Origin of the sequence: Flavobacterium pectinovorum (assembly GCF_006438875.1) — a bacterium.
GTDB classification, from domain to species: Bacteria; Bacteroidota; Bacteroidia; order Flavobacteriales; family Flavobacteriaceae; genus Flavobacterium; species Flavobacterium pectinovorum_A.
Window position 1 is genome coordinate 231,079 of record NZ_RCZH01000009.1, and the last position, 11,422, is coordinate 242,500.

General features: G+C 34.7%; 11 protein-coding genes and 1 rRNA gene. 10 read left to right on the forward strand and 2 right to left on the reverse strand.

Annotated elements, in window-relative coordinates; translation table 11 throughout:
• Nucleotides 1–36 precede the first annotated feature (36 nt).
• From EAH81_RS15335 to EAH81_RS15365, 7 genes are all read left to right on the forward strand, one after another.
• Complete coding sequence (locus EAH81_RS15335) at nucleotides 37–663, forward strand: ExbD/TolR family protein (RefSeq protein ID WP_140508636.1); 627 nt, start codon at nucleotides 37–39, stop codon at nucleotides 661–663.
• Nucleotides 664–682: 19 nt separating this feature from the next.
• On the forward strand, nucleotides 683–1,237 hold the full coding sequence (locus EAH81_RS15340; protein ID WP_140508638.1) for an ExbD/TolR family protein: 555 nt from the start codon (nucleotides 683–685) through the stop codon (nucleotides 1,235–1,237).
• Nucleotides 1,238–1,275: 38 nt separating this feature from the next.
• Nucleotides 1,276–2,073, forward strand: a complete 798-nt coding sequence (locus EAH81_RS15345) for an energy transducer TonB (RefSeq protein WP_140508640.1) — start codon at nucleotides 1,276–1,278, stop codon at nucleotides 2,071–2,073.
• Nucleotides 2,073–2,303: a hypothetical protein gene (locus EAH81_RS27845; RefSeq protein WP_140508642.1), complete on the forward strand. Its 231-nt coding sequence runs from the start codon at nucleotides 2,073–2,075 to the stop codon at nucleotides 2,301–2,303. Before EAH81_RS15345 ends, EAH81_RS27845 begins: the two co-directional genes overlap by 1 nt.
• 2 nt (nucleotides 2,304–2,305) lie before the next feature.
• Complete coding sequence (locus EAH81_RS15355) at nucleotides 2,306–3,229, forward strand: PstS family phosphate ABC transporter substrate-binding protein (protein WP_140508644.1); 924 nt, start codon at nucleotides 2,306–2,308, stop codon at nucleotides 3,227–3,229.
• Nucleotides 3,230–3,245: 16 nt separating this feature from the next.
• A complete protein-coding gene (locus EAH81_RS15360) occupies nucleotides 3,246–4,913 on the forward strand; it encodes a tetratricopeptide repeat protein (protein ID WP_140508646.1) in 1,668 nt (555 codons plus the stop codon).
• Nucleotides 4,914–5,014: 101 nt separating this feature from the next.
• Nucleotides 5,015–5,647 carry a 7-carboxy-7-deazaguanine synthase QueE gene (locus EAH81_RS15365; protein WP_140508648.1) on the forward strand — a complete coding sequence of 211 codons (633 nt, stop codon included), beginning with the start codon at nucleotides 5,015–5,017 and terminating at the stop codon, nucleotides 5,645–5,647.
• Between the two features lie 83 nt (nucleotides 5,648–5,730).
• On the opposite strand, the gene EAH81_RS15370 is transcribed toward EAH81_RS15365, so the two are convergent.
• Together EAH81_RS15370 and EAH81_RS15375 are read right to left on the reverse strand one after the other, a co-directional pair.
• Nucleotides 5,731–6,276: a YfiT family bacillithiol transferase gene (locus EAH81_RS15370; RefSeq protein ID WP_140508650.1), complete on the reverse strand. Its 546-nt coding sequence runs from the start codon at nucleotides 6,274–6,276 to the stop codon at nucleotides 5,731–5,733.
• A gap of 18 nt (nucleotides 6,277–6,294) precedes the next feature.
• On the reverse strand, nucleotides 6,295–6,999 hold the full coding sequence (locus EAH81_RS15375; protein WP_140508652.1) for a class I SAM-dependent methyltransferase: 705 nt from the start codon (nucleotides 6,997–6,999) through the stop codon (nucleotides 6,295–6,297).
• Nucleotides 7,000–7,073: 74 nt separating this feature from the next.
• On the opposite strand from EAH81_RS15375, the gene EAH81_RS15380 reads away from it, so the two are divergent.
• The 3 genes from EAH81_RS15380 (at nucleotide 7,074) to EAH81_RS15390 (ending at nucleotide 11,302) form a co-directional block, all read left to right on the forward strand.
• A complete protein-coding gene (locus tag EAH81_RS15380) occupies nucleotides 7,074–7,568 on the forward strand; it encodes a YkgJ family cysteine cluster protein (RefSeq protein ID WP_140508654.1) in 495 nt (164 codons plus the stop codon).
• 115 nt (nucleotides 7,569–7,683) lie between these two features.
• The gene (locus tag EAH81_RS15385; protein ID WP_140508656.1) at nucleotides 7,684–8,919 is read left to right on the forward strand and encodes an ABC transporter permease; all 1,236 of its coding nucleotides are present in this window, start codon (nucleotides 7,684–7,686) and stop codon (nucleotides 8,917–8,919) included.
• 869 nt (nucleotides 8,920–9,788) lie between these two features.
• A 16S ribosomal RNA gene (locus EAH81_RS15390) occupies nucleotides 9,789–11,302 on the forward strand.
• Nucleotides 11,303–11,422: the final 120 nt, after the last annotated feature.

The window sequence follows — 11,422 nt, forward strand, 5'->3', positions numbered from 1 at the left end:
TTACAATTAATTATATCAAAATAAAAATAAAAGAGAATGGCTAAAATAAAAATGAAAAAAAAGTCAACATCGACAGATATGACTGCCATGTGTGATGTTGCGTTCCTTTTGCTTACGTTCTTTATTTTGACCGCTACTGCTAAGGTGCCTGAAGCACTTCCTGTAGATATGCCTTCTTCTACCGTACAAAGTAAATTACCAGATGCAGATTTGGCAATTATTACAATAGGTAAAGGTGATGACGGGAAAAGCAAAGTGTTTTTTGACATCAAAGGAAGAGAGATTCGTAAAAGAACTCTTGAAGGTATGGGTGCAAAATTCGGTGTGACTTTTTCAGAAGATGATAAAACTAAATTTGCATTAATGGATGACTTCGGTGTTCCAGTTGCAAATTTAAAGCAGATTATTGCTCTGAAAGCGTCTGATAGGGCTAAAGCAAATCAACCGGGAATTCCAATCGATTCTTTGGATAATCAATTAAAAGAATGGTTGTTGGTTTCACGAAGAGCTGCAATTGATCTTGATAACAAAGAATTGCAAATTGCAATAAAAGGTGATGCTAAAGAACAGTATCCACAAATCAAAAAGATTATGGATATTTTACAAGATCAGAAAATCAACTCCTTTAACTTAGTTACAGGTACGAGAGGAAAAGACTTTTAATTAAAAAAGATACACTAAAATGGCTGAATTAAATACCGGCGACGGTGGTGGCGGAAAAGGTGGTAAAGTAAGAAGTAAAAAGCAGAATTCTAAAGTCGATTTAACGGCAATGGTGGATTTAGCTTTCTTATTGATCACATTCTTTATGTTAACCACATCGTTGTCAAAACCTCAATCTATGGATTTGTCTCTACCGGATAAAGATCCAAAAATAGACGAAGTACCAGTTAAGGTAGATGAGAATCGTACAATGACGGTAATGTTAGGTGCAAACAATAAAATAATTTATTATATGGGGTTATTGGCGACTCCTATTGCTGGACCTAAAGATATTACATATGGTAAAGATGGAATTCGTAGAGAAGTTCTTAAAAGAAAGAAATCAGTTCTAGAATATTCTGCAGCTAAAGGGAAACCTAAACAAGGAATTATTGTCATTATTAAACCAACTAAAAAATCAACTTATCGTAATTTAGTTGATATTTTGGATGAGATGGCAATTTCTGGAGTTGAGACTTATGCTATTGTTCCTGAGTTTTCACCGGAAGAAACTAAATTGATAGATCCAAAATAAGAGATATCTTGTTTTTAACATCCTAATAATCAATAAAAATGAAATTAGATATTATAAAAAATCAGTGGCTTGATATCGTATTCGAAGGACGTAATAAGATATATGGTGCCTATGAGCTTAGAAAATCAAACAGTAAAACAACGATAAAAGCACTTATCATTGGTTCTGTTATTTTTGCCTTTGCTGTAGCTGCACCTCTTATTGCTAGCTTTTTACCAGATTCTAGTGAAGATGATGCGAATAAAGATATTAAGATAGCTACAGTAAAACTACCTCCTAAAAAAGAGGAAGTTAAGCCAAATGAACCACCACCACCACCACCGCCACCAAAAGTGGATCAGGTTAAGTTTGTGAAGCCGGTTGTTGCTAAGGCAAATGAAGTTACTGAAGATCCTCCTAAAATTGAGGAACTTAAAGACAAAAAGGTAGGTTCTGAAACTATTAAAGGAGATCCGGATGCAGTTTTAACTGTTGATGAGCCAGTAGGTACTGGAACTGCTGCAGTAGTAGAAGAAGATAACCAAGTATATAACACAGCTGGTATCGAAGTAAAACCAGACTTCCCTGGAGGAATTGAAAAATTCTACAAATTCGTAGGAAACAATTACAAGACTCCTGAAGAAGAAGGTTTGAAAGGTAAAGTTTACGTTACATTCGTAGTTGAAAAAGACGGTTCATTAACCGACATTAAAGTTTTAAGGGATATCGGTTACGGTACAGGAGCAGAAGCAATTCGTGTTCTTAAAAAATGTCCGAAATGGACTCCCGGAGAGCAAAATGGTAAAAAAGTTAGGGTTCTTTACTCTCTACCTATTACGATTCAATCTGCAGAGTAATGTTAAGAAATATGCTTAATAATATTCAGAAGAAATCGCTCAAAGAGCGATTTCTTCTTGTTTTAGGAATACTGTTTTTTTTAATATATCTTGTACTTGGTTTAATGATTATGTTTTGGGAAAAGCTTCCGCTAGATATGGAACCTAAATACAGATATGCTTTTGGTGGTTTGCTAATTGTTTATTCAGCAATCCGTTTTCTGAGATTAATTAATTCAAACGCAGAGTAAATATGTTAAAATATAGTAGAGTTTTCGGTTTGATAGTTTTTGTTTTTTTGTTTGTCACATGTAACCAAAAAAGCAAGAATGAATCAGAGAAAGAAACAATTCTAAAGGGATCTATTGCTATTACAGTTGATGAAACTGTAAAGCCAATTGTAGATGATCAGGTTGCTGTTTTTGAAGGAACTTATTATGATGCTAAAATTGCTGTAAAACCAAAATCTGAGGCTGAAGTAATAAATGATTTATTAAATCAGAAAGCTAAAGTAGTCGTTGTCACCAGAGATTTGACAACAGAAGAAAAAAACAGATTTGAAAAAAGTAAAATAAATCCGAGAGTTACTCCATTTGCTACCGATGCAATTGCTTTAATTTCAAATAAAAGCAATAATGATACATTAATTGCGTTGAAAACTGTAATTGATTTTATGCAAGGTAAAGCAGATCCTAAAATTAAAGGTCTTGTTTTTGATAATCCAAATTCAAGTACGGTTCGTTATATGAAGGAGTTGGCTAAAGTAAAAAATATTCCTGCGACAGGTGTTTTTTCTTTTAAAACGAATGACGAAGTTATTAAATTTGTTGCTGAGAATAACGGCATGATTGGAGTAGTGGGAGTAAATTGGCTTTCACAACCTTCTCCAAATATGGTTGACATAATTAAAAAAATTAATATTTTAAGCGTAAAAGGCTTAACTGACGATAAATATTATGATCCGAGTCAAACTGACCTTACATTAGGGAAATACCCTTTGGCACGTGATTTGTATATTATAAATTGTCAGGGATATTCAGGTTTAGGAATGGGCTTTGCTTCATTCATTGCCGGAGATATTGGTCAGCGTATTGTTTTAAAATCTGGATTAATGCCAATTAGAACACCAGGAAGAAAACTTAAAATTAGAAGTCAAATTATAAACGATAAAGAATAAATTAATTACAATAAAGATGAATAAATTTAAAATTTTTAGTCTTGCCTTAGTTGCTTCAGCTTCTGTAGCAAAAGCGCAAGATATCAATCAGGCTAAGAAAGCAATAGATGCTGAGCAATTTGATAAAGCGAAATCATTATTAAAATCAATCATCAAAGCTAAACCTTCTGATGGAGAAGCTAATTTTGTTTTAGGTAATATTTACTTAAATCAAGCTATTGTTGATTCAGCTAAAATTTATTACTTAAACGGATTAGAGGCAGCTGATAAGAAAAACTTAAATTATATTGGATTAGGACAATTAGATCTTGATGCTAAAAATGCTGCTTCTGCTAAAGCTAACTTTGATTTAGCGGCAAAAGATATGAAGCGTAAAGATGTAAATGAGTTTATTTACATTGGTAGAGCTTACATGAATTCTACAAACCCTGATTATACAAATGCTATTGCAATTTTGAAAAGAGCTTTATTAATTGAGCCTCAAAATGCTACAGCACTTTTGGCAATTGGTGATGCTTATCATGGAGCAAATAATCAAAATGATGCTTACAAATCATATCGTGATGCATTTACTGCAGATCCAACACTTTTAAGAGCTAAAATGCAATTAGGAGTTCTTTTAAAAGGAGCTAAATCTTACGAAGAAGCTATTAAAGCTTTTAATGAAGTAATTGCTTTAGATGCAAATTATGGTCCTGTTTACAGAGAATTAGCTGAAACATATTACAAATGGGCTAGAAACAAACCTTCTACTCAACAAGTAAATTACCAAAAAGCAATTTCCAGCTATGAGAAATACTTAAGTCTTACAGATTATTCTATGGATTCAAGAATGCGTCATGCTGATTTCTTGATCTTAGTAAAAGATTATAAAGCGCTTGAAACAGAAGCAAATAAAATGATTGAGTTAGATAAAGTTAACCCAAGAATTTACAGATACTTAGGGTATTCAGCTTATGAAAACGGAAACGTTGAAGTAGCAATTAAATCATTAGAGAATTACGTAAAAGTTCCAACGAATAAAGTAATTGCAAAAGATTACTTGTATTTAGGATTTGCTAAAATCAAAAAAGGAACAGCTGCTGATGGTGTTGTTGATGCTGCAGCTTTTGATGCTGGTTTGGCTGATATTAAAAAAGCAGTTGCTATGGAACCTTTAGCAGTTGAAGATCTTGGGGATTTTGGAAAAGAATTGTTTACTAAAAAACAGTACAATCAAGCTGCTGCTTTATATGAGTTAAGCGCAACTAATACAGAATCTAAAAATTATTTGAATGATAATGTGTATTATGGTATTTCACTTTATTATGCAAATGCAAATAAAGAGAAAACGGCTATTGATGCTGCTGGTTTAGCTAAAGCTGATGCTGCTTTCGACAGAGTGTTAGTTGCTTCTCCAACTTATGATGAGGCTTACTTGTACAAAGGTAGAATAAACAATTTATTGGAAAAAGATGATTTAATCATTAAAAACTACCAAGAATATATTAACAGAACATCTGCTAAAGGTGCTGAGGAATTAGCAAAACCTGCAACAGTTAAAAAAATTGTAGAATCTTATAATAGTATTGGAGCAAGTTATGCTAATACTGATAAAGCTAAGGCAATTGAATATTTCAATAAAACTTTAGTTTTAGACCCTACAAATGCTTATGCAGCACAATCTGTGAAAGCTTTAAAATAATTAAAGACTTTTAATTAAATATAAAAACCGATAGTTCAAAGAACTATCGGTTTTTTTTGTTCCGTATTTAATTGACTATCTTTGCACTTTAAAATAAAATAATGTTATCAAAAGAAATACAATTAGAAGTTAATAAAGGAGCAATGTTGCCTTTGATGGAAGAGTTTTATACGATTCAGGGAGAAGGTTTTCATACAGGAACAGCTGCATACTTTATACGAATTGGAGGCTGTGATGTTGGTTGTCACTGGTGTGATGTGAAAGAAAGTTGGAATGCAGAATTACATCCGCCAACAAGTGTCGATTTAATGGTGAAGAATGCTTCAACTTATGCAAATACTGTAGTAATTACAGGAGGAGAACCATTAACTTGGGATATGACATTTTTAACGCAGGAATTAAAGAATAAAGATTTAAAAGTTCACATAGAAACATCAGGAGCATATCCATTAACCGGAACCTGGGATTGGATTTGTCTTTCACCTAAAAAAAATAAATTACCAACTCAAACTGTTTATGACAATGCGCATGAATTGAAAGTGATTATTTATAATAAACACGATTTTATTTTTGCAGAAGAACAAGCAGAACTCGTAAATGATAATGCAATTTTGTTCCTTCAACCGGAATGGAGTAAAAAAGAAGAAATGACACCGCTGATTGTTGATTATGTAATGAATAATCCAAAGTGGCGAGTTTCACTTCAAACACATAAATATTTAAATATTCCTTAAAGACTATAAAGAAATCTCTTCAATTGAAGAGATTTTTTGTTTTTGGTAGAGAATGTATATTGTATAAAAGAAACAATTTTCGTCTATTTCCAGTTTTTATATTTTTTTAAAGCAGTAATATGTGCCAGATGGTGGTTTCCATGCCAGGCATAAGTTGCTATAATTTGTTTGATCCTGTATTCCGAATTGTTTTCAGGATGAATGAATGATTTTTCTAAATCAGCTTCTGACAAATTCTTCATTATATAGGCCAGTCTAAAATGTAAACCCTCTAATAAATTCAATGTCGGCTGAATAGGCATATTTAAATTATCATATAATTCAGACCATAATACTTCATCATAAGCTTTTATTACAGGATTATTTTCTGTCAAAGCCCATTTTATTCTAATAAAACAATTCATATGGCTTTCGGCACAATGATGAATTACTTGTCGAACAGTCCAGCCATCAGGACGATATGGCGTGTCTAATTGTTCATCAGACAAATGAATTGTTTCTTTTTTAAGTTTTTCAGGAAAAGATTCGATTTCTGCAATTTTCTCTGCTATATATTCAGAAGAATATTGCTGAGGAAATTCAAATTTCCCTATTGGATATTTTAGTTTTTCTAAATCTAACTCTTCCATGATACTGACATTTTAGTTTTAAATTGAAAGTTTGGCTAAGTAATCATAGTGTTCACCTTCCAGAATAAGCTCACATTTAAGTCCGTTTGCAATTGCTGCATTTTGCAGCGTATTATAATCTAAATACAACCAATCAAAAGGCTCTTCTTTTTCTCCTTTATAAGAGATATTAAAAACAAGTTCTCCATAATAATCATTAGATGGAATCCATTTTCCGCCATCCTCATCTTCATCAAACATATAAATAATATCAGAACTGTCAATTAAAATTTGACCTCCGGGATTTAAAAGTGATTTTAATTTAGATAAATAGATATTACAGTTTTTTAGTTTTCCAAAAATACCGGTTCCATTCATCAATAAAATAACAGTGTCGAATTTTTCTCCTTCAAAGTCAAGTATATTTTGAACTTTCGTATTTTTTACACCACGAAGTTTGCAGGTTTCGATTGCTTTTTCTGAAATATCGATAGAAGTTACCTCTAAATTACGATCACTTTGTAGAGATAAGCTGTGGCTTCCAGCTCCGCAACCAACATCTAGTGTTTTTCCGATGGCTAATTGCAAGGCCTTTTGCTCCAGTTTTGGCATTTCGTTATAAGAACGGAACAAATAATCAACGCTCATTTCATCTTCTTCAGAAATTGAGGTTTCTGTAATTAGATTTTCTGGTGAATTATTGGTTTGAAAGTCGAACATCGCCTTCCCAAATAGATCTTTCATCGTATTTTAGTTCAAAGTTTAAGGTTTCAAGTTTAAAGTTGTTTAATTTTGCAGATCAACTTTAAATTTTAAACTTGAAACAGATTTTAAATAACTTAAATAAGTTAGCCAAAGATAAGCATATCGAAAACAAAAAGTATTTTGATAAGCTGAAAAAGAAACAGCCTAAGAATTTAGATTATGTTATGCAGGATTTGCATGATGCCGAATTTAAAAAAACAGATTGTTTGCAGTGTGCCAATTGTTGTAAAACAACTGGGCCGTTGTTTACTTTGGCAGATATCGAAAGAATTTCAAAATCTTTCAGACAAAAGCCACAGCAATTCATAGAGCAATATCTTCAAATTGACGAAGACAAAGATTATGTTTTAAAAAGTGTTCCTTGTACTTTTTTGGATAATGAAAATTATTGCATGATTTATGATGTTCGTCCAAAAGCATGCAGAGAATTTCCACATACAGATCGAAAAAAGTTTAATCAAATTACTGATCTTACTTTAAAAAACGTTGCTATTTGCCCGGCCGCATACAATATAGTAGAAGAAATGAAAAAAAGACTTCCATTATAAGGTTTAAAGTTTTTGTAATTGTTTTTAGAAGCAAATCATTTTTACTTTTTTAAATGTATTTTTGATTTGGAGAAATGAATACCGTTATTGTAATTAACAAAAGATAACCAACAATTTGAATTTAGAATATTTTATAGCCAAAAGACTTATTACTGCAAAAGATCATAAAAGCAGTATTTCATCGCCTATAATAAAAATTGCTATTTCAGCAATTGCTATTGGTATTATTATGATGCTGGTTTCTGTTGCTACCGGAATTGGTTTGCAGCAAAAAATACGTGATAAAGTTTCAGCTTTCAATGGTCAGGTGATTATTTCAAATTATGATAATAATAATTCAGAAGTAACGCTGGTTCCAATTTCCAAAAAACAAGATTTCTATCCCAATTTCAAATCAGTTCCTGAAGTAAAGCATATTCAGGCGATCGCGAGTAAGGCTGGTATCATCAGAACCGAAAATGCATTTGAAGGAATTATTTTCAAAGGAGTCGGAGCAGATTACGATTGGAGTAATATCAAAGAATATCTTGTTGAAGGTAAATTGCCTAATTTCTCGCAGACATTAAATGAAGAAGTAATAATCTCCCGATTTCTTGCAGATAGGCTTAATCTAAAATTAGGAGATAGTTTTAATACCTTTTTTGTAAAAGAAGAACAGGGGAAATTGCCCAATATTCGCCGATTCAAAATCTCTGGTGTTTTTAGTTCAGGATTTCAGGATTTTGATGCTACCTATATAATAGGAGATATTCGTCATATTCAAAAAATTAATAAATGGAGTCCAGACCAAATTGGCGCATTTGAAGTGTTTGTAAATGACTTTCGTGATATTAAAAAAGTTGGGAATCAAATTTATGAACAAACGCCATCGGGATTAGATACAAAGACTATAATTGAGAAGTACAGTTATATTTTTGATTGGTTACAGCTCTTTGATTTTAATATAATAGTTATTCTGGCTGTAATGATTCTGGTTGCAACCATAAATATGGTAGTGGCATTGTTAGTTCTAATTTTAGAACGCACCCAAATGATCGGAATTTTAAAAGCAATGGGAGCAAACAACTGGACAGTTCGAAAAATATTCCTTTATAACGCCTTTTATCTAATCATGCGCGGATTGTTTTGGGGTAACCTAATTGGTATTTCGCTATTATTAATCCAGCAGCAGTTCGGCGTAGTTGCTCTTAATCCTGAAAACTACTATGTCAACCAGGCGCCAGTCTATTTAAATTGGGGTTACGTTCTATTGTTGAATTTGCTGACGATTACTGTTTGTTTTCTAGTCTTGCTAATTCCGTCCTATATAATAACCAGAATTTCTCCAGTGAAAGCAATTCGTTTCGATTAATTATAATATAAGGATAATCATCCCATTCCCAACCCGACAGTTTTCTAAAATCTGTCGGGTTTATTTTTTTTGGATCTATTTATAAGTAAAAGTTTCTATTATAATAGATAAGAGTAATTTTCTGCGCCAACGACACCCGACAGGTTTTTAAAACCTTGTGGATATAATTTTTTCACTTCTATCAGGGCTAGGGCAGCAGTTTTCAAAAGAAGATCTGGCTTAAGGAGAAAAAAACAGTCCAAAAGTAAAAACTTGGCGCCTTTGCGACTTTGCGCGATTAAAAAACATCAAAATCAAGAAAAGAAGAAGCCTTCACGCTTTAATGTCTTAGTGGCAATCGTATTTCATAGTTAATATAAAGTAATCAGTAAAGCGGTAATAAAGATGAAAAGTCCCTAAAACATGGAGGTTTTAAAATAGACAAATTACGATAAAGACAATCAGCATAAGAAAAGTCTTAAAATTGATAAAAAAGCAAAACTTCTAAGTTTGCTGTTATCAGAATGTTAAGGAAAAGTTTTGAAAAAGATTAAAAAAACTCGGTTAAAAGGTATTGTTTAACGAAACAAACTCGCTACTTTTGCACCCGCAAGAGCGACAGACGTTCCCTGAAATACTGACAAGCAAAGAAATCCAAACGAAAATTTATTTTCAAAAAAAGATTGCAAAAAGCTTGTGAGATTTGAAATTGGATGTTACATTTGCACCCCGCAAAACAACGGAAGTTCATTGATAGATTGGTTGGTAAAGAGAGGAAAAGAGGAAATTAAATTTTCTTAAAAAAACTTCAAAATTTACTTGCCAGTTGAAAATAAATTTTCTACTTTTGCACCCGCTTTGAGATCTTGATTTATTAAGATCRACAATATACGATGAAGAGTTTGATCCTGGCTCAGGATGAACGCTAGCGGCAGGCTTAACACATGCAAGTCGAGGGGTATAGTTCTTCGGAACTAGAGACCGGCGCACGGGTGCGTAACGCGTATGCAATCTACCTTTTACAGAGGGATAGCCCAGAGAAATTTGGATTAATACCTCATAGCATAGCAGCTTCGCATGAAGCCACTATTAAAGTCACAACGGTAAAAGATGAGCATGCGTCCCATTAGCTAGTTGGTAAGGTAACGGCTTACCAAGGCTACGATGGGTAGGGGTCCTGAGAGGGAGATCCCCCACACTGGTACTGAGACACGGACCAGACTCCTACGGGAGGCAGCAGTGAGGAATATTGGACAATGGGCGCAAGCCTGATCCAGCCATGCCGCGTGCAGGATGACGGTCCTATGGATTGTAAACTGCTTTTATACGAGAAGAAACACTCCTTCGTGAAGGAGCTTGACGGTATCGTAAGAATAAGGATCGGCTAACTCCGTGCCAGCAGCCGCGGTAATACGGAGGATCCAAGCGTTATCCGGAATCATTGGGTTTAAAGGGTCCGTAGGCGGTTTAATAAGTCAGTGGTGAAAGCCCATCGCTCAACGGTGGAACGGCCATTGATACTGTTAAACTTGAATTATTAGGAAGTAACTAGAATATGTAGTGTAGCGGTGAAATGCTTAGAGATTACATGGAATACCAATTGCGAAGGCAGGTTACTACTAATGGATTGACGCTGATGGACGAAAGCGTGGGTAGCGAACAGGATTAGATACCCTGGTAGTCCACGCCGTAAACGATGGATACTAGCTGTTGGGTGCAAACTCAGTGGCTAAGCGAAAGTGATAAGTATCCCACCTGGGGAGTACGTTCGCAAGAATGAAACTCAAAGGAATTGACGGGGGCCCGCACAAGCGGTGGAGCATGTGGTTTAATTCGATGATACGCGAGGAACCTTACCAAGGCTTAAATGTAGATTGACCGTTTTGGAAACAGAACTTTCGCAAGACAATTTACAAGGTGCTGCATGGTTGTCGTCAGCTCGTGCCGTGAGGTGTCAGGTTAAGTCCTATAACGAGCGCAACCCCTGTTGTTAGTTGCCAGCGAGTCATGTCGGGAACTCTAACAAGACTGCCAGTGCAAACTGTGAGGAAGGTGGGGATGACGTCAAATCATCACGGCCCTTACGCCTTGGGCTACACACGTGCTACAATGGCCGGTACAGAGAGCAGCCACTGGGCGACCAGGAGCGAATCTATAAAACCGGTCACAGTTCGGATCGGAGTCTGCAACTCGACTCCGTGAAGCTGGAATCGCTAGTAATCGGATATCAGCCATGATCCGGTGAATACGTTCCCGGGCCTTGTACACACCGCCCGTCAAGCCATGGAAGCTGGGGGTGCCTGAAGTCGGTGACCGCAAGGAGCTGCCTAGGGTAAAACTGGTAACTAGGGCTAAGTCGTAACAAGGTAGCCGTACCGGAAGGTGCGGCTGGAACACCTCCTTTCTAGAGCCTCAAGTGTTAGCACAGAAGGTTATGAGTTAGAAGTTATGAGTTATGCGTCTTGACGCTTAACCCTTAACGTATAACATTTAACACAAAAGCACGCTGAGGAAAAAAGAAGAA

What these genes read in the sequence shown, in the direction of transcription:
- EAH81_RS27845 (WP_140508642.1), top strand. Translation starts at nt 2,073, where the DNA reads ATGTTAAGAAATATGCTTAATAATATTCAGAAGAAATCGCTCAAAGAG.
- EAH81_RS15340 (WP_140508638.1), top strand. Translation starts at nt 683, where the DNA reads ATGGCTGAATTAAATACCGGCGACGGTGGTGGCGGAAAAGGTGGTAAA.
- EAH81_RS15335 (WP_140508636.1), top strand. Translation starts at nt 37, where the DNA reads ATGGCTAAAATAAAAATGAAAAAAAAGTCAACATCGACAGATATGACT.
- EAH81_RS15370 (WP_140508650.1), bottom strand. Translation starts at nt 6,276, where the DNA reads ATGGAAGAGTTAGATTTAGAAAAACTAAAATATCCAATAGGGAAATTT.
- EAH81_RS15360 (WP_140508646.1), top strand. Translation starts at nt 3,246, where the DNA reads ATGAATAAATTTAAAATTTTTAGTCTTGCCTTAGTTGCTTCAGCTTCT.
- EAH81_RS15345 (WP_140508640.1), top strand. Translation starts at nt 1,276, where the DNA reads ATGAAATTAGATATTATAAAAAATCAGTGGCTTGATATCGTATTCGAA.
- EAH81_RS15355 (WP_140508644.1), top strand. Translation starts at nt 2,306, where the DNA reads ATGTTAAAATATAGTAGAGTTTTCGGTTTGATAGTTTTTGTTTTTTTG.
- EAH81_RS15365 (WP_140508648.1), top strand. Translation starts at nt 5,015, where the DNA reads ATGTTATCAAAAGAAATACAATTAGAAGTTAATAAAGGAGCAATGTTG.
- EAH81_RS15375 (WP_140508652.1), bottom strand. Translation starts at nt 6,999, where the DNA reads ATGAAAGATCTATTTGGGAAGGCGATGTTCGACTTTCAAACCAATAAT.